A 22,646-nucleotide genomic window follows, 5' to 3' on the forward strand; every position below is an offset into this window, starting at 1 on the left:
AAGTCAGATGCTTAAATTTGATTACAAATGAGGGATATCATGAAAAAACAGTTTATTGTGCTTGGTCTTGGACGGTTCGGGTCTAGTCTGACACGCACACTCATTAACAATGGACATGAAGTGCTCGCCGTGGACAAAAATGAAAATTTGGTACAGGAAATGTCATCCATAGCCACCCATGTCGTACAGGCAGATTGTACTGACAAATCAGTTCTTATGGAACTCGGAGCAAGCAACTTCTCACATGCGATTGTTGCAATCGGTGAAGATTTGCAAGCCAGCATTTTGACGACACTTATATTGAAGGAATTGCAAGTGCCCGTTGTAACAGCCAAGGCTAAAAATGATAATCATGGAAGTGTGCTTAGCAAAATTGGTGCAGATCAGATTGTTTATCCGGAACGGGACATGGCTACCCGACTGGGGAATCAGCTTAGTTCCGACAATATTATTGATTCCATTGAATTATCAGCTGATTACAATCTCGTCGAGATCAAAGCATCCGAACGCATGAATCAGAAAACATTGCAAGAACTCAATGTTCGGGCAGCCTATGGCTGTACTGTTATTGCCATCAAAACGGGAGATGACCTGAACATCTCACCCCTAGCAGAAGATATCATCCGGACTGGAGATATGCTCTTGTTGATCGGAAGTAACGAGGACATACGAAATTTGGAGAGTGACTATGGTAAAAAGAAATAAACACGTATCGATAGGTTCTTCTCTTAATAAAATGGAGTCAACAGTGAACAAGTTAAAAAATAACATGAGTCCTCCACAGCTCATCATGATTATTTTCTTCGCTCTGATCTGGGTTGGAGCGATATTGCTAGCTCTACCGTTGTCGGCCAGTGACGGAAAATCAATCGGATTGCTTGATGCCTTATTTACGGCAACCTCTGCCATATGTGTTAACGGGTTGGTTGTCGTCGATACCGGGAGTGTATTCTCTACGTTTGGCCAAGTCATCATTATGATTCTGATTCAGGTTGGCGGATTGGGATTCATGACGCTAGGCGTTATGGTTGCCATTATATTGGGTAAGCGGATTGGGTTAAAACAAAGGCTCCTTATTCAGCAAGCCACCAACTCCACTTCCGCACAAGGACTGGTTAAGCTTTCGCTTTATATCGTCCTGATCGCATTTGCATTTGAAGCTCTGGCTACACTGGTACTTACCGTTCGATGGCAAGGTGATCTTGGATGGGGACAAGCCCTCTATTATGCACTTTTCCATTCGGTATCTGCCTTCAATAACGCGGGATTCTCACTATGGTCTGACAGCCTTTCACCCTTTGTCGGCGATCCGGTTGTGAACCTTACCATTATTACGTTATTTATTAGTGGTGGGTTAGGCTATATCGTGGTTGTCGATCTCTTTCGCAAACGTTCATGGAAAAAGCTTTCTTTGCATTCCAAAATCGTGATCATCGGCAGCTCTTCGCTTTATCTGATAGGTTTTATCATCATCTTTTTACTAGAAAATTGGAATCCATCTACGTTTGCGGATTTGTCTTATAGTGAACGTGTATGGGCTGCCTTGTTTCAAGGTACCGCTCCGAGAAGTTCAGGATTCAACACCATCGACATTGGCAGTATGCTTGCAACATCCCAATTTTTTATTATTATTCTGATGTTTATTGGAGCTTCTTCAGGCGGAACAGGTGGAGGCATTAAAATAAACACCTTTGTCGTGCTCGTTCTGGCGACTATACAAACCTTCCGAGGCGGCGGGCAAATACATGCTTTTGAGCGTAAAATAGCAGAAGAAACGGTCATGCGTGCACTTGCTGTTGTCATGAGTTCTTTGGCCTTTGTGTTAGGTATTTCCATACTTCTGTCCATTTCTGAAGGAATTCTTGAAAAGCACTTTCTCGATGTTCTGTTTGAAGCGACGTCTGCTTTTAGCACGACAGGGCTTTCGATGGGTCTGACCAGCGAGCTGAGTATCCCTGGTAAAATCATTGTCATTTTTACAATGTTTGCAGGTCGGTTGGGTCCATTGACGCTGGCTTTTGCTCTGGCGCAGAAAAAACGTACGTCCAAAATCGGTTATGCCGAGGATCATGTCCTTATTGGGTAGCTGAAGTGTAACCCTCTATGAACCAACAGTCTTGATTTACTTTTTGTTCACACCTAAATACCCTCTTCATGCAGACATTACAGCGTCTGTATAAAGAGGGTATTTTATTAATATTTGCTCTACAAACGACTAAGAATCAATACATTGACTGAATGAGCGGGTAACTGAAGAACTACGGATTCACCATCCAGGCCAATCTCCTGTTCCTGTGGAACCACCTTCTCATCATTCTTCTGGTTCACATTCAGAACATGAACCAATGATTGATCTCCACTGAGTGTGATCAACCGTGCTGCAGATTTCACATTCAGATCCTCAAGATGGACGTGTGTGGCTTTGTCCACGCTATCGGCATTCACCAGTTTTACATATACATGCTGTTGATCTCTCGTTACGGAATGGAACACCTCACGGTTATATGCTTCGAGCTTGTAATCCAGCACTTTGCTGGTTGTATATCCGTCTGTGTAGGAGCAGATCAAGCTCTTTCCTGTATCGCCGCCATAATTGACAGTGATCGTATAATCGGTACCGCTCTCCAGCGATTCATAATTCGCAGCTCTCAGGTTACCCGCTGCTGAACTTGAAGAATAATCACCGAGCGTATATCCTTCGATACCTTGTTTGTACACTTTTACTCCCGTTGCATCACCACCGTAACCAATCGCATATTCAATGACATCCTTCTTGTCAGATGAAATATCCGTAAGTCCCACACCAACATAGAAACCGTCATCACCCGCCAAGCGCTTGGTTTCCACCTGTACTTTGTAATTGGTCCATTCCTCATTCATAAGATATATCCCGTTCAGGCCGCTGGTTTGCGCTTTCAGGATAAGTCCGTTTCCAGCTTCAAATGTATATCCGTTCGAACCAGGAATCAGACCCCAAGCCTCACTCAGCTCCGTCAGCTCACTGAAATCTTCATTCAACAGAACTCTGCCATCCTGATTGGATGTGACCGTCACCCGTTTCACGACGATGTCTGCATTACCGGTCGCAATCTCAATCCCTCCATGCGGGATGAGTTCCACCTGTTTCCCCTTGCTGTACGTCTTAAATGAAGTGCCGATCACTTGATCCCCAACGTATTTCGCAAAAAGGTGCTGAACGTAGTAGTTCGGCGTATACCATACCGTTTCATCGTCAAACCAGATGCAATCCGGTGTCCAGCGATAGGTTCCATCCGTCAGCACTTTATTGAACAATGGCGCGTAGGCAGCCAAACGAACGACATCTGCATTGTTTTCGAAGCCGGTCATCATTGCTGCTTCTGCAACGGCACCCGCCAGTGTATTTTTGTCCGTGGATGCGTACTCTCCAACAAAGACTTTGGAAGTCTCTTTCCAGTTAATTTGCCCATCTTCATGATATGCCCGATGGTAGTAATTATAACGATCCACGTTATTCAGCAAGTAATCATTGGACCGATAATAGTGTTCGTCTGCAATGGTATCCATGTAATCATCCTGCTTCTCATACCAGGTTACCGTTTCTTCAATGACCTTCTGTCCATCTGCAAATGCAACTTGGGCCGAACCCATAAGGTTACCGCTCAGGAACTTCCAGCCTTGTTGGTATGCATCATCGTCCGCTTGTGCACCAACCGTTGAAATAATATGCAATTCATGATCCGGATAGTTTAACTTCATATAATCATCAATGGATGCTTTGAACACTTCAAAGTTGGCGAAAAATTCGGTTCCCCAGTTCTCGTTGCCAACACCAAGGTAGCGCAGATCGAACGGCTCAGGGTGCCCCATTTGGCTGCGTATTGCCGCCCATTCGTTATGTTCAACATCTGTACTCAGGGCAAAATCGATCAAATCCGTGAAGTTTTTGATGTAATAGTCTCTTAAAGCGCCACCAGCTGGATGTGCGTAATCCGAACGTGCCTGACACAGAACTCCACAGGCCATAACGGGAACCGGAGCAGCATTCAAATCTTCCGCGAGCTGGAAGTACTCCATGTATCCAAGCCCCATCGTCATCATGTAACCCCAGACATTGTAATTCTCTTTGCGCAGCTCAACCGGACCAACCGAGTCCTTCCAGTCGTACACATTATCCCATATGAAGGATCCTTCCGAGATGCAGCCTCCCGGAAAGCGCAGAAACTTGGGGTGCATATCAACGAGAGCCTGAACCAGATCCTTCCTCAGTCGATAGTTCGGATTCCCCTTGTAGTTGGCATGTGCTGATGCGGAAATGCCAGTTTCATCAGGAACTGCGCCCCATACATCACGCGGGATCAGAGACACCATATCGATGGAAATATCTCCTTCAAACGTAAGCGCGAGCTGCCCAATTGCTGTGCCTGTTCCGGTAAGAACAAGAGCCTGCTTTCTCGGTTCCGAATCCACGCGGACTTCACCATACTTTTTCCAGGTACCTCCTCCATCGACATGAACCTTGACGGAATCACTGATTGCAGTTTCCGAGCCATCCTGCAGTTGTATGGTAATCGTACCGGCCGATTCTGCCTTTGCCCAGATGGTGAAGTCGTATTGTTCACCTTTTTTGATGGACATGGCACAATGCTGATTGGTATCGGAGAAACCGCGATTTCGTATCGTAGCGCCATCCTGAGCGGTCACATAGTAGGCATTTGCATCCGGGTCTTCAAGTTTGAAGTGTTCATTCAATCCACCTTCGTGGTGCACAGTCATTTTACCAATATCGCCAGACCAGGCGAATAACGGATCCCGGTTCCGTCCCGTCGAACATCCGCATTCACCGGAGGTATGTGAGTATGTATCAAATGCAAAAGATTCAAACGAACGGTTCTGAACCAGCTCGGCATAGATTCCGCCATCCGCCGCATTGTTAATGTCCTCGTAGAACAGACCGTACATGACCTCACTGATATCAGCGACTTGCTGATCGCCGTGGATTGTTATGGTATAAGGCGGCAGATCCTCCGGCAATACGGATACGTCAAAACGTTTACTCAGCGTGCTCTCGCCTTTACTCAAAATCGCATTCAGGCTTGCTTCCTGTGCCAAGGTAATGGGCTGCACTTCCCCATCATGCGACAACACTTCAGGGCGATTGGACTGCCAGCGGACCTTCACTTTACCACCTAGCAAATCAGCAGGCAGCGAGGTGTTCTTCGTAATGATTCGGGTCGGAAATGACAAATACTTATCTCCTGCCAACGCAACAATCTCTTCATCGGTTAATGATTCACACATGACTTCGATGACTTCATCCATGGTTAAACCGGCCTGATATATCCGAAAATCGGACAGCGATCCGGCAAAATCCACATCGGCTGCATACTGAGAGCGACCAATGTAATTCTGGCTGTAATTGGCCGGATCTGTGAAGGAATCGAACCATGTGCGCAGCTTCGCATAATTACCACTGGACGTCTGACTGATGGACCCATCCGCTATTTTCTCTCCATTCAGATAGACGATCGGGCCAGCACTGCTAAGCGTACCTCCCTGAGTTCCAGCTACCGACAGAGCGATATGCATCCATTCCCCCGCTGCAAATCCTCGGCCCGGATCCACAACCAAATCCCCTTCTGCAGACATCGTTCCTCTGAGTTGTCTTGTCAAAAACAGATTGGGGCCCTGTTCTCCTTTTCCAAAGTCAAAAATGCGTTCCCACACATTGGACCCCTTGTTCAGATGCACCCACGCTGCCACAGTGATGCCTGTTTTATCGCTTACATGTTGAAATAGATCTGAAGGTAACTGTAGGTACGACGTTCCATTGTTTCCCCCTGCAAAAGTAGCAGCATTCCTTCCACTCACTTTCGCCACCGACGGTACGGAAAGACCTGCAGCAATGCCATCCTTACCTTGGCCGGAGTAATCCTTACCAATGTTGCCCGCATCCTCAAACTTGTAGTGTGCAATGATATGATCCTGATAACTGCTCATTGTTATGCCTCCTATGTAGATCATCAATTAATTCGCAAAAACATGAATAATTAATAAATTTATAAATATATTATATACTCGTTATAGTACTCATTTCGAATTGAATTTTCAACAAAAAACTTCTAATCGGTGTTAAATTCAAAATAAATTCAAACTTTAACTGTTCGTTTTGCTTTTTTTAACTCGTTTCAACAACATGGTTTACAAAAATATAAATTAATTGATATTATAGCAAATATAAGCGCTTGATTCGAGCAATAACTGAAAGGAGGACTGCACTACCACGTTCATCCGCTTTATTTTTTACTTGTTTTATATTTTGTGAATGAAGAAAGGGGACACGTATGAAGCGTTATTTGGTCATTGCACTTAGTACGGCATTGCTCTCTGCACCAGCTCTTTCGCCAGTCTCTGCTTTGGCGGACAATACAGCCTCAACTGCTTTTAATTCGCAAAGTTCCACCATATTAAACAAAAATCAGTTGCCTGCGTTTAAGAACGTCTCCGTTCATGACCCTTCTGTCATCAAGGTAGATGATACCTATTATGTATTCGGCTCACATCTACAGGTCGCTAAGTCCAAAGATTTAATCAGCTGGGATTCCGTCGCTTCAGGCGTTACGGATGACAATCCCGTCGTTCCCAATGTAACCAAGGAATTCGCAGAAGCTCTGCAATGGGCGCAAACGGATACGCTCTGGGCAGCAGATGTCATTCAACTGGCAGATGGCAAATTCTATATGTATTACAATGCCTGCAAAGGGGATTCTCCCCGGTCGGCCCTTGGAGTCGCCGTAGCTGACAACATTGAAGGCCCATACAAGGATCAGGGACTTTTGCTGAAATCAGGCATGTGGGATGAAATTAGCGAAGATGGTACCATATACGATGCGACCAAGCATCCCAACGTGGTCGATCCGGATGTATTTTTTGATAAAGACGGCAAGCTATGGATGGTGTACGGATCTTACTCCGGAGGGATTTTCATTCTCGAAATGGATGAGACAACCGGCAAACCACTGCCTAATCAAGGTTATGGCAAGAAGCTGACCGGAGGCAACCATAGCCGAATTGAGGCCCCTTATATGCTCTACAGTCCCGAAACCGATTATTATTATCTGTACTTGTCTTATGGCGGACTCGCTGCTGACGGTGGATATAACATTCGTGTTGCCCGCTCCAAAACACCGGACGGTCCCTTCTACGATGCTGAAGGCAACGATATGATCAAGGTGATGGCAGATAAGGATAAGCCGTTGTTCGATGACAAATCCATTGAACCATTTGGCGTAAAACTGCTCGGTAACTACCTCTTCGAGAGACAGATCGGCGACCCCGGCACCGGCCAGGGAACAGGATATGTATCTCCAGGACACAACTCTGCTTACTATGATGAAGAGACCGGCAAGCACTTCCTCATCTTCCACTCCCGTTTTCCGAATCGCGGAGAAGAACATGAGGTACGGGTTCATGAGATGCATATGAATTCCGAAGGATGGCCAGTCGTATCTCCTTACCGTTATGCAGGCATGGAGAGCGATTCTGTTCAAGTGACCGAACAAAGTGCAGCCGGTTCTTATAAATGGGTTAATCATGGGAAGGATATCACAGCTGAGATCAAGTCCTCCCAGATCGTTCAGTTTGCGGCAAACGGCCAGGTTACTGGTGCTGTCACAGGGACATGGAGCCTCCTGGAGGACAACGAGGTACGAATAACGTCCAACAATGTGGTATACGAAGGCGTCTTCACCCAGGAATGGGATGCGGAATCCCAGCAGAACGTGCTGACCTTCAGTGCACTCTCTTCATCTGGTGTAGCGGTCTGGGGAAGTCAGATGAACGCCATGAAAGATCAGGATGTGGTACAGGCTGTCAAAAAGGATCTGACGATTGGAAATACGGAGAATATCTTCTATGACCTCTCCCTTCCCACCACAGGTACACGTGATAGTCAGATCACATGGAAATCTTCTCTTCCCTCTGTCCTATCGGCTGATGGAGCGGTAAACCGGCCACGCAGCGGCAAAGGGGATGCCAAAGTAAAATTGACCGCAACCATTCAAAAAGGTAAGGCCTCGGCCAGCAAAACGTTCAGCGTAATCGTGCCTGAACAGGCAATAGGCCCACTGCTGGGCGAGTATACGTTTGACAACAAAAAACTCGCTAAAATCGCACAGGATTTCAGTAAAAACGGTTATCATGGACAGAGCTTTAATGTAGTAAGCTCAGCAATTAGCAGCAAGAATCAGGCTGCTGCCTTTAACGGGAAAGACAGCTACATTCAACTGCCTGGACTCCTTACAGACACAACGGACTTCACGTTCAGTGCTTGGGTAAACTGGGACGGAGGCGGGGCTTGGCAGCGTATATTCGACTTCGGCAATGGCTTGACCAGACATATGTTCCTTACACCATCCCAGCATAACGGCGCTCTACAATTCACCATTCATGATCAGGGTCGGGATCAGAGTTTGATCGCGACTGAAGCGCTGCCCACCAATCAATGGGTTCATGTCGCTGTCACATTGCAAGGAGACACGGGCAACTTATATGTAAACGGCAAATCAGTAGCAAGCAGCTCAGAAATCACGTTCAATCCGAAGGATCTACAAGCTGCGGAAGCCTATCTGGGCAAAAGTCGATATGCTGCCGATCCGTTCTATCAAGGTAAAATGGATCTGGTTAGAGTGTATGACAAAGCGCTAAGCGCCAAAGAGATCCAGCGTCAAGCAGAGATCAAACCTTGAACGGCTGAGCTCGATTCGCTCTCAGTATCGTCATGAAGTAGATAATTCACATAAAGTAGCCACGCTTAACTGGCTACTTTATTTTTTGTTGTATGGACACCTGAAAAATAAACTCCAATCTGCTGACTCGCGCCGACCTCTTATTTACCCGGGATAATGAATAACCATACTTAGTCGGTTCTCTGAAACTCCGGAGTTTATATAACGATGTGGCTTGTCTGCTCGAAAACGAATGGACTCTCCCCGTTTCACCGTAAAATCTTCACCCCCGACATGAATCGTAATTTCCCCTTCAAAGACGGTAATAAACTCCTCTGTTCCATCAATGTGCGGCTCTGCACTCCATGAAGCTTCTTCATCCATCTCCAGAACATACATTTCGAACCGACGACCTTCTTCAAAAGAAAAATGCGGATATATCCGTACTCTCCCGTTTTCCTCCGTTAACACGTGAATATCATTACCCGTCACGACCGACACATTCAATTTCGGCTCATGAATCAATGCGGTGAACGATACTTTGAGGCCGTTCGCAATTTTCCACACCGTTGCGATGGAAGGGTTCGATTCTCCCCGTTCAATCTGACCTAACATGGTCTTGCTGATCCCTGACATTTCGGCAACCTTGTCCAAACTAAGCTTTCTTTGCTCCCTGATCTGCTTCAAATTTTGAGCAAGTACAACGTTGATATTTTCCAACCTGTAACCACCTCTTTTTTAAAATCGGTATTGTGCATTATGCAGTCTATATCGTACAATGATAACGCACAAACGTTATAACGTACATTTCATGCAATTATAGCACACAACAAACTTTTTGCGGAGGACAATCATGATTATCCCTTTATTGACGTATGCCATTGTCGCATCATTTACACCGGGTCCCAATAACATTATCGCCATGACCCAGGCTAGACAGCGGGGATTTGCCAAGACATTGCCTTTTGTTGGTGGTGTAGCCGCAGGCTGCCTGCTGATAATGTTTCTATCCAGTTATTTCAATCTTGTTCTGCAACAGTATATTCCGAGAATCAGACCCGTTTTGAATGTGTTGGGATGTGTCTATCTGATCTATTTGGCGTTCAAAATTATGCGTAGTACGTCTGCACACCAGGAAGACAATCGCACCAATCCCTATTCATTTTGGTTTGGCTTCACTCTACAGTTCATGAATCCCAAAGTCATTTTGTATGGTTTAACCGCAATCTCGGTGTTTGTTTTGCCGCTTGCCCAGTCACATGCTCACATGATGGTATTCTCTGTATTATTAACGATTGTGGGGATCAGTGCCAATATGACATGGGCGTTATGCGGGGTGATATTTCAGAGTGTACTCGTGAGATATGAGCGTGCATTTAATATGGCTATGGGCATCCTCTTAATTTATAGTGCAATTTCAATGTTAAACTAAAACAAAAAAACGTCCACTCATGTGCTGAGTAGACGCTGTATGATTACTAGAAGCCGGATTTCCACCAATGTTCCATTGGATAAATTCCGGTATGGATCTGCACCTTTTCTCCAATTTTCGGAGTTGCGATCTCGATATGTGCATTACGTGCTGCCTGGGTAATTCGTTCAACCGGATCGGTCCAGGCATGGTAGGCCAGGGTGAATGCTCCCCAATGAATGGGAATGAGCAGTTTTCCTTTTACATCGAGATGGGCTTGTACGGTTTCTTCCGGCATCATATGTATGTTGGCCCACCGTTCGTCATATTGTCCACATTCCATCATCGTCAAGTCAAATGGCCCATACTTGTCGCCGATCTCCTTGAAGTGGGGTCCGTACCCACTGTCTCCACTAAAAAACACCTTTGTCTCTTGTCCACAGATCATCCATGAGCACCATAGCGTGGAGTTACGATCGAATAATCCCCTCCCCGAAAAGTGCCTTGCAGGCGTGCATGCCAGTGTGAGGCTCTTGAATTGAAGCTCATCTCCCCAGACATGCTCAGTAATTTTATCCGAAGGCACACCGATTTGAATCAAACGCCGGCGTACGCCAACCGGTACGATAAACCGTTCGGTTTTATTCATCAGCCTCCGAATGGAGGAATAATCCAGATGATCATAATGATCATGAGATAGAATGATGGCATCCAGGGGCGGAAGTTCTTCTGGCTGAACTGGCAAATTGACGTTGTAGCGCTTCGTCCCCACCCATGATACCGGAGATGGACGGTTACCCAGCATGGGATCAAAAAACAATCTAGTTCCTTCCATTTCAAGCAGAAAAGCCGAATGTCCGAACCATGTCACTTCTGGATGATCATCAGCATTTACCGTTTCAATAAACTCACTTTTCACTATCGGTATATGACTCAAAGGTCTTCGTTCCTGGCCTCCCTTAAGGGAATCCCTAAGCATGCTCAGCATGGCCTTCAAGCTCATATTCATCGATGTTGGAATCTGATTTTCGTATTTGGTCATCTTATTACCTTCTGTTCTTCATCATAGCTGGTTCACTATGAAATAATGGATTCATTAACCTGGGATTGGAACTGCTCCAATGCACGCTGAACTTCTGAAGCTGTAAGACCGTGCCGAAACAGATATTCCTGTAATTCCTTCACTTCTGCTCCATCACCAGCTTTAACCCCGTTGATTCTTCGAATCACTGCATCTTCCATACCTTCTCGCTCGGGTCCTGCAGGCTCACATAGCAAAAAATCAGTTCTTTTCACATTTCCCTCGTGGGTCCAGAGCAAATTTTCATAACGTATCACATCCCAATCCCGATAGCCAGACTGAATCTGCTGAAGTTCGGAATATAACATATCGTAGATCAGGTTGCACGGAATATGCCCGTTGTACTTTCGATACTGTCTCAGATTATATCCATCAATCCATTCGGTCAAGATAAAATGTCCTGGAGAGTAGGCATACAGTTTGGGGACATGGCAGTTGCTTTGCATGGACATGATGGCTTCGCCCTCGAGTTCTCCACCGATCTTCCCACGCTTGGTGTACACTTTGAGGCAGTATTCCTGTACTTTATAGACGACAGACTGTTTTCCCAGCAGCGAAGCCTGCATGTTCAGGTGCCCGTTCCGTTCATAACGCAATAGCATATCTTCCAGATGTAGTGGTAATGGTTGAATGATTTTCATAAAAGAGTTCTCCTTGATCGATTATCAAAGCTAAAACGTTTTCCACTTTGTGATGAATCTTACTTCACTTCACTATTATTGTCGCTAAACTAGAAGTTGAACATATCCAATTTCGCCAGAACATGAACTATTTGCTTTCATGTTTATATATGTGACTTTTGACGTACTTCAGCTGGCTTTTTTCACTCTAATGGATGGAACCCGTTCTATGTCAAGGTGTCAAAATATAGAAAAACGATGTCCTTCAGCCGCAGCTGAGAGAACATCGTTTAATGTTAAGTAATATCGAATTAATGCATAGGGCCTTGTTGACCTTGTTGTGATCCAACCTTCACCCGTTTAACAAAGAAAGAGATCACCAGACCAATCACCGCAAGAACCAGTGCAAACACAAATGCATTCTGCACCCCTGACGTGAAACCAGCGAGCTGGTTTTCCGGGCTCTCCGGGTTAGTTACATTGCTCAAGAAGCGAGTCTGACCCGCGCTCAGAATACTTACGGCAACCGCAGTACCGATCGCACCGGATACTTGCTGTAATGTATTCATGATCGCTGTGCCGTGAGGATAATACTCTGGCGGCAGCTGGTTCAAACCGTTCGTTTGAGCAGGCATCATGATCATGGAAATCCCGATCATCATGAACACATGCATGGTAATGATTGTTCCCAAAGCCGTTGTCGGCGTAATGCCTGTGTACATGAACAGAACAACAGCCACGATCGCCAGGCCAATGATAACGAGCCATTTTGGACCAAATTTATCAAACAAACGTCCCATAACCGGAGACAGGAATCCGTTCAGCAAGCTGCCCGGCAGCAATACCAGACCTGCAGTCAGTGCTGTAACAGCCATACCTTGCTGCAGATACATTGGAAGGATCAGCATTGAAGACAACATCATCATCATACAGATGAAGATCAGGATCAAGCCGATCGTAAACATTGGATATTTGAATGCGCGCAGATCCATCATTGGCTGCTTCATTCGTAACTGACGGATGCTGAATAGCAGCAAGGACACTACTCCGACAACCAGGGTAATTACCACCACTGGACTGGTCCAGCCTCCGCCTGTATCCCCATGTCCACCCGCACTGCTGAATCCATATACAATTCCGCCAAAACCGAGGGTAGACAATATAATGGAAATAACATCAATTTTAGGCTTGGTCAGTTTCGAAATGTTCGGTAAGAACAACAAGCCGCACACTAGTGAGATAATGAAGAACGGCAACGAGATCCAGAAAATCCAGTGCCAGCTCAGATTAGCCAAAATCAATCCGGAAATACTCGGACCACTCGCTGGAGCAAACATGATTACGAGACCGATTAATCCCATGGCAGCACCACGTTTTTCAATCGGGAAAATAACCAAAATCGTGTTAAACATCAATGGCAGCAATAGAGCTGTACCTACAGCCTGCAGCACCCTTGCAACCAAAAGCAGTTCAAAACTTGGTGCGAGTGCAGCAACAAAGGTTCCCGCAATCGAAAATATCAGAGACGTAGTAAACAACTGTCTCGTTGTAAACCATTGTAATAACATACCGGAAACCGGCACCAAAATACCCAGTACGAGCAGATAACCTGTCGTCAACCATTGAATCGTTGTGGGTCCAACTTCAAGCAGGGTCATCAGCGGCGTCAGTGCCACATTAAGCGCTGTTTCACCGAACAGGCCAATGAATCCGCTCAACAGCATCGCGAATAATATGGGCAGTACCTTATATTGCTTTGTTTCTTCTTGGTCCTGTACAGAACCAGCCTTCATGGAAACCTCCACGATCCATCCTCCTCAAACGTTATAACTGTTTCTCTCTTTGTGCAGACTTAATGAATCCCTCTGGCATTCTTAGCCACACTTGACAAATAATCAGCAGCTGTCAGCAGAGGCTGTTTATCCTGATTGGTCAGACTGATAATCAGTGCTCCCTCCATTAAAGAGATGACCAAAAGACCCGTTTCTCGTGCTTTCTCCTCACCAACGCCCTCCATCATCAGATGTTTCGTAATGATGTTCTGCCAGTTCGCGAATACACCCTGACATGCCACACGCAGTTGATGACTGATACAGGATGTCTCCACGGCCGCCCAAAAGCTGAATGGCAGAAAACCCGTGAAACCAGCCGCTTCCGTTTCATCAGCCATGTCATGTATAAATCTCTGGATGGCATCTCCTGTGCTCTCATGGGCTGCAAAGGTATCCTCAAATTTCTGCATGATGTGTTCATTGGCTTTCTGGATGCACTCGTGAGCGAGCTCTTCCTTGCCGTGCGGAAAATAATGATATAACGATCCTTTCGGCGTACTGCTCTCCTTAATAATCTGATTAAGACCGGTCGCATGATAGCCTTGTGAAAAAAACAGTCTGGCTGCTGTGCTGACAATTTGTTCTTTAGCATTAGACTTTTCACTCAATGGAGCCACTTCCTTAATCTGAATTATAACAATCGGTCTACATAATTAAACCCGTTTCCAGAAGTACTGTCAACCACTTTATCAAAGAAATGTTATGGAAACGCTAACAGTTTGTTATCTTCATATTAAAAGCAGCGAAGAGACTGGATTATCGGCTAAGAATATAAAAAGACGGCTTTTCGCCGCCTTGATCCTAGTACGTCTGCTCGTACTCGATCTCTGAAAAATCAACATTCCGTTTACCTGTCCACAAGGTTTCATTAAAAAACAATCTGATCTGATCTACTCTACTCAACTATCACATTTATAACTTTCCTGAATGATCCCAGGCCTCGGCGTTCAGCTCACTATTCATGCTAACGGCCGCGAGCGCGCCCAACGAAGCTGCAGTAATTGCCTGATATATTTCCGATGCAGCATCTCCCGAACTGAAGACACCCGGTACGGACGTTTTAGCCAACTCATCTACCTTAACTGTCCCCGACTCCGTTACTTCACACCCCAGAGTTTGAGCCAGATCCGAACCGATGACAAGCTTTGGTGCGAAGAAAATGCCTGTACACTCCACGGTATTTCCGTCCTCCAGCACAATCTGCCTTACCATTCCTTCCTCCGATTCAATGTATTGGATCGGGGCGTCCAATACAGACACCTGATGCTGCTTCAACTCCTCCCGCTGTTCCTCCGTCATTCCAGTTCCGTTCGTTAGTATGGTGAATCGGTTCGTCCAACCCGATATGACTTTGGCCATGTGTACGGCTTTATCCCCACTCACAATGATGCCAAGTGGTTGATCCCTCAACTCCCAGCCATCGCAGTATGGGCATACAAAGGCACTCTTGCCATATACCGCGGACAGTCCGGGAATGTCGAGAGGCTGGTCTTTTTTACCGACTGCAAAAAGAAGCTTCCGGCCTCTTACGATCTTTCCTTCTACCGTTGTTACTTCAAATGAACCTTCCGTTCCTGTGACGGCAGCAGCCGTGTCCTCCATGATATGTACAGAAGGATAGGCTCGGATCTGCTCTTTGGCAATTTGGCGGAATTCACTAGGCGTAGCCCCGTCTCTTGTCAAGAAACCATGAGTTTCACGAGTCACCTTATTACGTGGTCGTCCTTCATCGATAACTACAACCTCTTTTCTGGCTCTTCCGAGGACCAGTGCGGCATTCAGACCGGAAGGTCCCCCGCCTATGATAATCACATCTACTGTTTTCTTCATTTTAAACACCCTTTCCAGATACTTAAAGTCTTTAATTGATCCAAAAATAGATTCTCTTTTTCATAGCCTATGGATTAAAACAGTATCCCCTGACAATAACAACCAGATAAGCTATAATAAAGAGAATGCAATTAAAACCAATTAAAGATCCTTTATATCTACAATAGACTCATACTTTCAAAAACGCAAGTATATTTTTATCATTTATTATCATATCTTTGTTTTTTTCATGAATTGTGTAGCACAGAAATTCAATTTTAACAATTAAAAAAAACCTTGTTTTTAAATTGTTCACAATCAATTGACAGTATTTTTAAACAAAAACGTGTTTTAATTCACATAGTAAACTAAATGCTATAATAAGGTACGAGATATATAAGTATAGATATAGGAAGTGAGCATTTGAAAACATTGAATAAGGGGTCTCAACCCAAAATTGAACTAGAGTATAGCTCCATTCCGAAAGTATTCTTTGATACGATCAAAGTCGGAATCATCAAGTCCAATCTGATCGCCATGCTTGCCGGTTTGTGTCTGGCATTGTATGTATTTGATGCCTCATTCATAGCCAACATTGTCCCGATCATACTGTCTGTTATCGGCTCTTCCCTGATCATCGGGGCTGCTGGTGTGTTCAACAACTTGTACGACCGGGATATTGACGCGATTATGGAACGTACAAGAACACGTCCGACCGTTACGGGTCAGGTCGATACCAAGTCCGGACTGATTTTGGGGATCACCATTACGGTGATTGGGGGCATTCTACTGTATATTGCTTCACCTTCCGCAGCCGTATTTGGTATCCTGGGATTGCTGCTTTATGTCTTCCCGTATACCATGTGGACCAAACGGACAACAATATACAATACGGAAGTAGGCAGCTTGTCCGGTGCTGTTCCACCACTGATTGGTTGGGCAGCAATCTCACCGGAACTCGGACATTTCGAAATCTGGGCTTTGGTGGTTACCATGCTCTTGTGGCAGATGCCACACTTCTACGGTATTGCCATCCGTCGATTTGACGAATATAAGGCAGCTGGTGTTCCAATGCTTCCTGTTGTCAAAGGAATCCGACGTACGTATATTCAAACGAATGTCTATCTGGTATTGTTATTGCTCTCCAGCTTTTTATTCTGGCCGCTTAGCCCATTTGTGGCGATTGTAGCTTTCTTGGTCAGCTTGGCATGGCTCATTCTTAGCGTGGCAACATTTGATCGTAACCAAACCAAGAAATGGTCACATAAAATGTTCATTTTCTCCATCAATCACATTACGATTGTATTCCTGGTGATCATCGCTTACTCCCTGATCGCACAGCTGCTCAGATAAAGAATTGCAGCAATGTTGAATACAAACAAGCCGTACAGACAAACTCTTGTAAAGAGTTAACTGTACGGCTTTTTATATGGTTGTTAATCTGATCTTATCCCACTTTTACAGGCGCTTGTTCTCCCTGCCAGAGCAATTGCATTTCTTCACTGGTCGCAAGCAGCTCGCTCAAGCTTCCTTCTGCTTCAATACGGCCATCTTTTAATACGATAATATGATCTGCCTTGGAGAGTGCTGCTCGCCGGTGTGAAACGGCAATACATGTCACATGCTGCTCGTTGGATAACCCCTCCCACACCTGCTGCTCCGTCTCCACATCCAGTGCACTCGATAGATCATCGAAGATATACAGATCCGCTTCAGTCATTAGCATACGTGCCGTGGCTGCACGCTGAATCTGTCCACCTGACAGCATGACACCCCTTGGGCCAACGGAGGTTTCCAATCCCTGATCGAGGTGTTCAATATCCTTTTTCATTACAGCCAGGCGAATGGCGCGTGCGAGCGATTCACCTACTCTGCCCTGTTTGCCTTGCACAATGTTCTCCTTCAATGTATCACTGAACAATCGAGGGACCTGAGGCGTGTAAGCCGCACGAGGAGGCATCAAGAATGTTGCGGGATCTACCTCTTCCCCGTTCCACCGAATATCCCCCTCCTGTTTCGGCAATAATCCAAGGAGCGTCCTCACCAGAGTAGATTTCCCCGATCCGATTCGTCCGGTAATCACAATAAATTGTCCACGTTTCAGTCGGAGGTTAATATTCTGAATTCCTTTTGTAGAATCAGGATAATGGTATGTCAGATTGCTGACTTCCAGCTCCCTAAGTTTATCGTCCTTTTCTCTCTGTGGTTCAACTGGTTCCGGCGGATCCTCATACAGATAGATCTCTCTTGATTCGATGATGCAATCCTCTTCACCAGGACGAAACAGCTTGCGCATGCGGTCAAATGAAACCTTCAGTCGTTTATGCTGGAATACCATGTATCCGAATAAGGAAATGCTAAAGCCTATGTTAACAAGATACGATGTAAACAAAGCAAAGTCACCTACAGTGAATTGTCCGGTTCTCATTTCGGCTGCACACATCAGTAGGATTAACCCTGTACAAATGCTGAGCACATGCTGATTCAAGGATCTCATCCACTGTTTGAACAGATTATCCCTTAAGGCTGCTTGACGACGATCCTCATTGAGTTGATTGAACCGGGCTGAAACATGCTCCTCGGCCTGCCCCAGTTTCAAAGCCTGCACGGCACCAAACGTTTCCGCTATAAAACTTGTAATCCGCCCTGTCGCTTCCCGATTTTTCTGGGCGTATTTACGTGCGCGATTGCCTGACAGGTTGTTCAGCAGCGTAACCACAAGTAATGGCATGACGGCAACCAGTGTGATTTTCCAGTTAATGCTCGCCATAATGACGATGGATACAATTGCAAACACGAGCCTTCCCCAGAAGTCTACCCAGGACTCAACATACTCGACAACTTCGTCCACATCATCACGAAAGCGACTCATCGCTTCTCCGGGTGAAGCCGGAAGATTACGTCCAGGCCAGCGCATAATGCCAGCCAGCATATTGGTACGAAGAATGGCCTGAATGTGAAAGACATATGTAATCCATGCATAAAAAGCGGCAAAGAACGTGCCTACTCTCGCTAATCTTACTAGCGCAATAAATATTAGCGGAACGGCCAGCCATAGGTAGTCACTGGATCCAATCGTCACCCGGTCAAAAAACCACTGCATCCCAATACCAATAGCTAATGGCAAGGAATGAAACAAGCACCACAACAAACCGTTAATGATGAATAATACAGTTCTAAATCGAAACAGTCGTCCAATAAATCCAGCCACATTCACGCAAGTTCCTCCTCTCTGCCTGTCATTCGCAGCCGTGCATAATGAGAATTCGGATTATTCGCCAGATCTTCCCTCGCACCGAATTCCAATATCCGGCCATCCCCCAGTACCATAATTTGATCTACCTGTTCAAGCGTAGCCAGACGATGAGCAATAATAATTCCCGTACAATGCTGCATCAACTGGTTGACAGCCGACTGGAGCAAGTGTTCCGTAGCCGCATCCAGACGTGAGGATGGTTCATCCAGAATAACCAGACTCGGCTCGGTCAGAAATACCCTTGTTAAAGCAAATAATTGCGCTTCCCCAGCGGACAAGGATGAACCACCCGCCGTCAAATGAGTATCCAGCCCATTTGGCTGGGTATCAATCCATTGACGCAGACCCAGTCGATCCGTCGTCTCCAGGATCATGTCATCCGACACCTCCTGATTGAACAGTGTCAGGTTATCCCGCAGTGTACCATCGAACAGCTGAACATCCTGCGTAACCATACCCACCCGTCTGTACAGTGCCTTTAAGCTAAGCTTGGAAATATCTGTACCGCCAACGCGGATAACACCGCGGTCCAGATTATATAAACGAAGCAGCACCCGGCTCAGGCTTGACTTACCGCTGCCTGTTCGACCAATAATTCCAAGCCTCTGGCCAGGCTCAATCCTAAAATGAATATCCTGTAAAACAGGCTTATCGGTGTTATAGCTGAAGTGTACATGATCAAATTCAAGACCAAGCGCTCCATTCGGAAGCTGATCCTGGTCTCCGTCTTTGATTTCACTGCTCAAGGCAAGCAGTTCCCTGGAACGAAGCATACCGGATTTCGCCTTTTGAAACTCCTGCACCTGATCCCCCAGCATCTCAATCGGATCATTCAGCATCTGGGTATATTGATAGATTAGAAACAAGGTTCCGATGCTAATCGCCCCTTGCATAAAATAATGAACACCCAGCAAGAGAACCACTGTAACAGCAATGGCAAATAAAATCACGGTGGTATTCCACGGAATTACGCGGAGCATCCAGGCTCTGCGGCCTTTCAGGAATACCATGCGCATTAATTTGTAGAAACGGCTCATGACATAAGGCACGTGTCCGTTCGCCTGTACATCCTCAATTCCGGCAATCCGTTCTTCGATCATGCCGAACAGGGAGGCACTTGCTTCTCGTTCATTTTTGGAAGATTGTACGCCCAGATTACGGATAAATACCATAAATAAAATCGATAATAACGTAAATACGGTCATGACGATTGCAATAGGTACATTTACCGTGAACATAAATCCGAGTATGCCGGCAAGCAATACAAAACTCCCGATGACCTGAACAATAAACATGGCGAAAAAGTTGGAAATGCTCGTTACATCTCCATCGACACGTTCAATCATCTCTCCGGGTGTTTTTACATTGTGAAAACGCATATCCAGCTGCAGACAATGTTTAAGCAGATCTCCCCGCAGCTGATTGGTTGCACGCCACGACACATCATTGCCAAAATAACTGACTGCCACCGTAATCAACTGATTACATACTGCAACGGCCAGAAAGAGGCCTGCGAGTTGAATCAGACTTGTTAGTATTCCACCACTAGCAGCTGTATCAATAAACCGCTGGATGATCTGCGGATTCAGCAGCTGCAAGCCGGTAGAAGTCAGCAGCATTACCAGCAGCAGAGCGAGCCGCCCTTTTACAGGTTTCAGGTAGCGCAAGAGCCAGGTCATGGATCTTTTTTCTTGTTTGGGCATGCTGCCCACCCCTTTACGTCTATTTAAATTCCTTTTTCAATGAACTTCATTATGCCATTCATGTTGTATGGCTAAGATGAATCATGCAGAACAACATGAAATACCATTTCTTGCACCCAAACATCATATTTGACTTGTGGTTTTACCATCTTGTATTCTCCCAACCCTTCTGGCAATCTTCCCGGAACCTTTGCACCCACTGCTCGGATATCTCATCTGCGATAGGGTCAAAAGCCGGTGGCGCGACGGTAACGTCAGCGGACGAAACATCCAAGTACTCCAGCACCTTCTGGACGGTCCCCTCGTAATTTAGTACGAAATCCTCGTATACGATCGTTAAAGGAACAATGCCTGACTCCGAAAGGAAATCTTCGATGGCAGCTTCACACATACTGCTCTCAACAAGTAAATGTTTAATGGCATCAAAATGGTATTGATCTGCAATATCTTTTTCTTCAGCCTGAGCACCATGCTGACGATGCCACTCACCTGAAACAATGGCCCGCCACCAGGAGACAGCCAACCTCACTTTGTTTCGGCGTGTCATGTAAATATGCTTCGTGCAGTTCGGGAAACCTGTACTCCATACTTCCGCCCTAGGCGTTTCGGGTGGCAGCTGATACAGTTTGCGAATGGCATCGATCCAACGCTGTTCAAAATTGATCTTGATGCCGAATACCCCATTAGGTGTTGTACCCATCTCCCAGATTTGCTCCAGATCTGCACGCTTCAATGTTTCCGGGCTCTTATGCTGGAAATGCAGCCATTCACCAGGTTTACCTGCAACACCTGTTGAACTTAAAGCTTCACTGAGCAGTGTACTTCCTGTGCGTTGGGAAAACCAAATCGTATAGCTTTGAGAAGGTTTGTTCATACCTTTACCACCTTTCTTCCCTTAGGATATAAAATGAATTGAAGCCCAACAGCTTACAAGATCTCCTTTCCATGTGAACCGATTGGCGGGATGCATGCAAAAAAGCCATAGATGAACTGATGTTCATCTACAGCTTTGTATCAACAAGAGAACCATATGAAATCAAAATCGTTTCCGGATTTCTCCTCTGCATCGCAATAATGAATAGTGTCCACGACAGGGGCTGCACAAGCACGACTGTCTACACACTGACATTCATCCTAAGATCGTATCTATGCTCATGCTTATTCAGTTATTGAATGTATATTCCTTACTGGCATGAACATATTCAACTACCCACCCGTTAGACATATTTGTTGTTTATTGTATGCGCTCCACCACATTACGTCAAGAACATTTTGTATGAATTGTTATTTCCTACATGTTGATCATCATATGAGGTTAGCTTAACGATCATACCCCAGATTAGGAATCGTTCTGTAGGCAAACTTCATTTGATTGACCTTCCACACACCTTCACGGTATACAAGTTCAATGTTTCGATCATAGACGTAGTGTGATTCACCTGTTAGCGTATTTCCAAGAACGAACGATTGGGATAATGTTCCTGTGGTAGAACTTGTATAATAAACAGTGTTCTCAGGTACATCATACTGAATCCATTCATTTTGCAGCTCCTGCCCTCCAAGAATGGAACCGATCAACTTCTCTGTAAAATAGGGCTTGAAATAGGTCTGTATATGTTTAATCTCAGACAGCTTTGACGTTTCGTTCAATTTTTCAAACAATAACATTAACCTGGCTTGGCTTATTTTCCGAGAATCGGTTATCCGGGATTCATCACTCTGGACATGCACAACCACCGTCTGACCATTTGACCTTATTGTAGCCTGCTTGTTCTCACCATCCCAGTTCAGCTTGGCTCCAAAGATCTGGCTGACAAATTTCAAGGGAACATACGTCACGTCTCCAATTAATAGGACGGGCGAATCCATCGTTATTATGGTGTCATTTACGCGTGCATTTTTGAAGTTAACAGCCAGCAAAATCTCTTTCTCTTTTGTGTTAATCTGTATATATCTATCTTCCTGATACCACTTTATTTCTCCCCCTAGGTTGCTGGATACAACTCTTAAAGGGATTAGAACCCGATTATTGGACAGTATTCCATCCTCAACCTCTACTGTAGCCTCTTCAGCGAAGACCGGTGCAGTAAATGAGGCAATCATCACGATGGCCAGCAATGATATAGTAAGTTTTTTTAATTTCATATGACATCCTCCTATGGAACAAATGACGTAACCATTCTTTCTGGAATAGTTAACGTTAACCAACCATATAAAGTTGGCACTTCA

General features: G+C 45.4%; 16 protein-coding genes. 5 read left to right on the plus strand and 11 right to left on the minus strand.

Annotated elements, in window-relative coordinates; translation table 11 throughout:
* Positions 1 to 39 precede the first annotated feature (39 nt).
* Together CHI14_RS05540 and CHI14_RS05545 are read left to right on the plus strand one after the other, a co-directional pair.
* Positions 40 to 705, plus strand: coding sequence for a potassium channel family protein (locus CHI14_RS05540; protein ID WP_095287409.1), 666 nt, complete (start codon positions 40 to 42; stop codon positions 703 to 705).
* A gap of 31 nt (positions 706 to 736) precedes the next feature.
* Positions 737 to 2,086, plus strand: a complete 1,350-nt coding sequence (locus CHI14_RS05545; protein ID WP_249281036.1) for a TrkH family potassium uptake protein — start codon at positions 737 to 739, stop codon at positions 2,084 to 2,086.
* Between the two features lie 119 nt (positions 2,087 to 2,205).
* Here CHI14_RS05545 and CHI14_RS05550 read toward each other — a convergent pair whose 3' ends face one another.
* Positions 2,206 to 5,979 carry an alpha-L-arabinofuranosidase C-terminal domain-containing protein gene (locus CHI14_RS05550; protein ID WP_095287411.1) on the minus strand — a complete coding sequence of 1,258 codons (3,774 nt, stop codon included), beginning with the start codon at positions 5,977 to 5,979 and terminating at the stop codon, positions 2,206 to 2,208.
* A 344-nt stretch (positions 5,980 to 6,323) separates the two neighbouring features.
* Between CHI14_RS05550 and abnB the strand changes: the two genes are divergently transcribed.
* Positions 6,324 to 8,726 (plus strand): arabinan endo-1,5-alpha-L-arabinosidase AbnB, encoded by a 2,403-nt coding sequence (gene abnB, locus CHI14_RS05555; protein ID WP_095287412.1) that lies wholly within the window; start codon positions 6,324 to 6,326, stop codon positions 8,724 to 8,726.
* A gap of 144 nt (positions 8,727 to 8,870) precedes the next feature.
* Here the strand turns inward: abnB and CHI14_RS05560 are convergent, their stop codons facing one another.
* The gene (locus tag CHI14_RS05560) at positions 8,871 to 9,425 is read right to left on the minus strand and encodes a helix-turn-helix domain-containing protein (RefSeq protein ID WP_095287413.1); all 555 of its coding nucleotides are present in this window, start codon (positions 9,423 to 9,425) and stop codon (positions 8,871 to 8,873) included.
* A gap of 133 nt (positions 9,426 to 9,558) precedes the next feature.
* Between CHI14_RS05560 and CHI14_RS05565 the strand changes: the two genes are divergently transcribed.
* The gene (locus CHI14_RS05565) at positions 9,559 to 10,137 is read left to right on the plus strand and encodes a LysE family transporter (protein ID WP_249281010.1); all 579 of its coding nucleotides are present in this window, start codon (positions 9,559 to 9,561) and stop codon (positions 10,135 to 10,137) included.
* 46 nt (positions 10,138 to 10,183) lie between these two features.
* Here the strand turns inward: CHI14_RS05565 and CHI14_RS05570 are convergent, their stop codons facing one another.
* The 5 genes from CHI14_RS05570 to CHI14_RS05590 all read right to left on the minus strand — a co-directional run bounded on the left by CHI14_RS05570 (position 10,184) and on the right by CHI14_RS05590 (position 15,479).
* Positions 10,184 to 11,158 (minus strand): MBL fold metallo-hydrolase, encoded by a 975-nt coding sequence (locus CHI14_RS05570; RefSeq protein WP_095287414.1) that lies wholly within the window; start codon positions 11,156 to 11,158, stop codon positions 10,184 to 10,186.
* 35 nt (positions 11,159 to 11,193) lie between these two features.
* Positions 11,194 to 11,838: a protein kinase family protein gene (locus CHI14_RS05575; protein WP_095287415.1), complete on the minus strand. Its 645-nt coding sequence runs from the start codon at positions 11,836 to 11,838 to the stop codon at positions 11,194 to 11,196.
* 290 nt (positions 11,839 to 12,128) lie between these two features.
* Positions 12,129 to 13,610 carry a DHA2 family efflux MFS transporter permease subunit gene (locus CHI14_RS05580; protein WP_141236646.1) on the minus strand — a complete coding sequence of 494 codons (1,482 nt, stop codon included), beginning with the start codon at positions 13,608 to 13,610 and terminating at the stop codon, positions 12,129 to 12,131.
* Positions 13,611 to 13,669: 59 nt separating this feature from the next.
* Positions 13,670 to 14,257: a TetR/AcrR family transcriptional regulator gene (locus CHI14_RS05585; RefSeq protein ID WP_095287417.1), complete on the minus strand. Its 588-nt coding sequence runs from the start codon at positions 14,255 to 14,257 to the stop codon at positions 13,670 to 13,672.
* Positions 14,258 to 14,561: 304 nt separating this feature from the next.
* Positions 14,562 to 15,479, minus strand: a complete 918-nt coding sequence (locus CHI14_RS05590; protein WP_095287418.1) for an NAD(P)/FAD-dependent oxidoreductase — start codon at positions 15,477 to 15,479, stop codon at positions 14,562 to 14,564.
* 402 nt (positions 15,480 to 15,881) lie between these two features.
* On the opposite strand from CHI14_RS05590, the gene cyoE reads away from it, so the two are divergent.
* Positions 15,882 to 16,811, plus strand: coding sequence for a heme o synthase (gene cyoE, locus CHI14_RS05595; protein ID WP_095287419.1), 930 nt, complete (start codon positions 15,882 to 15,884; stop codon positions 16,809 to 16,811).
* Between the two features lie 94 nt (positions 16,812 to 16,905).
* Here cyoE and CHI14_RS05600 read toward each other — a convergent pair whose 3' ends face one another.
* The 4 genes from CHI14_RS05600 to CHI14_RS05615 form a co-directional block, all read right to left on the minus strand.
* Positions 16,906 to 18,675 carry an ABC transporter ATP-binding protein gene (locus CHI14_RS05600; RefSeq protein WP_095287420.1) on the minus strand — a complete coding sequence of 590 codons (1,770 nt, stop codon included), beginning with the start codon at positions 18,673 to 18,675 and terminating at the stop codon, positions 16,906 to 16,908.
* Positions 18,672 to 20,417: an ABC transporter ATP-binding protein gene (locus tag CHI14_RS05605; protein ID WP_095287421.1), complete on the minus strand. Its 1,746-nt coding sequence runs from the start codon at positions 20,415 to 20,417 to the stop codon at positions 18,672 to 18,674. The genes CHI14_RS05600 and CHI14_RS05605 overlap by 4 nt, the downstream gene beginning before the upstream one ends.
* Positions 20,418 to 20,559: 142 nt before the next feature.
* A complete protein-coding gene (locus CHI14_RS05610) occupies positions 20,560 to 21,291 on the minus strand; it encodes a Stf0 family sulfotransferase (RefSeq protein WP_095287422.1) in 732 nt (243 codons plus the stop codon).
* A gap of 446 nt (positions 21,292 to 21,737) precedes the next feature.
* On the minus strand, positions 21,738 to 22,562 hold the full coding sequence (locus tag CHI14_RS05615) for a copper amine oxidase N-terminal domain-containing protein (RefSeq protein ID WP_095287423.1): 825 nt from the start codon (positions 22,560 to 22,562) through the stop codon (positions 21,738 to 21,740).
* Positions 22,563 to 22,646 lie beyond the last annotated feature (84 nt).

It is taken from the genome of Paenibacillus sp. 7516, assembly GCF_002272715.1.
GTDB lineage: Bacteria > Bacillota > Bacilli > Paenibacillales > Paenibacillaceae > Paenibacillus > Paenibacillus illinoisensis_A.

What these genes read in the sequence shown, in the direction of transcription:
- CHI14_RS05540 (WP_095287409.1), top strand. Translation starts at nt 40, where the DNA reads ATGAAAAAACAGTTTATTGTGCTTGGTCTTGGACGGTTCGGGTCTAGT.
- CHI14_RS05545 (WP_249281036.1), top strand. Translation starts at nt 737, where the DNA reads ATGGAGTCAACAGTGAACAAGTTAAAAAATAACATGAGTCCTCCACAG.
- CHI14_RS05550 (WP_095287411.1), bottom strand. Translation starts at nt 5,979, where the DNA reads ATGAGCAGTTATCAGGATCATATCATTGCACACTACAAGTTTGAGGAT.
- abnB (WP_095287412.1), top strand. Translation starts at nt 6,324, where the DNA reads ATGAAGCGTTATTTGGTCATTGCACTTAGTACGGCATTGCTCTCTGCA.
- CHI14_RS05565 (WP_249281010.1), top strand. Translation starts at nt 9,559, where the DNA reads ATGATTATCCCTTTATTGACGTATGCCATTGTCGCATCATTTACACCG.
- CHI14_RS05570 (WP_095287414.1), bottom strand. Translation starts at nt 11,158, where the DNA reads ATGACCAAATACGAAAATCAGATTCCAACATCGATGAATATGAGCTTG.
- CHI14_RS05575 (WP_095287415.1), bottom strand. Translation starts at nt 11,838, where the DNA reads ATGAAAATCATTCAACCATTACCACTACATCTGGAAGATATGCTATTG.
- CHI14_RS05580 (WP_141236646.1), bottom strand. Translation starts at nt 13,610, where the DNA reads ATGAAGGCTGGTTCTGTACAGGACCAAGAAGAAACAAAGCAATATAAG.
- CHI14_RS05590 (WP_095287418.1), bottom strand. Translation starts at nt 15,479, where the DNA reads ATGAAGAAAACAGTAGATGTGATTATCATAGGCGGGGGACCTTCCGGT.
- CHI14_RS05605 (WP_095287421.1), bottom strand. Translation starts at nt 20,417, where the DNA reads ATGCCCAAACAAGAAAAAAGATCCATGACCTGGCTCTTGCGCTACCTG.
- CHI14_RS05610 (WP_095287422.1), bottom strand. Translation starts at nt 21,291, where the DNA reads ATGAACAAACCTTCTCAAAGCTATACGATTTGGTTTTCCCAACGCACA.
- CHI14_RS05615 (WP_095287423.1), bottom strand. Translation starts at nt 22,562, where the DNA reads ATGAAATTAAAAAAACTTACTATATCATTGCTGGCCATCGTGATGATT.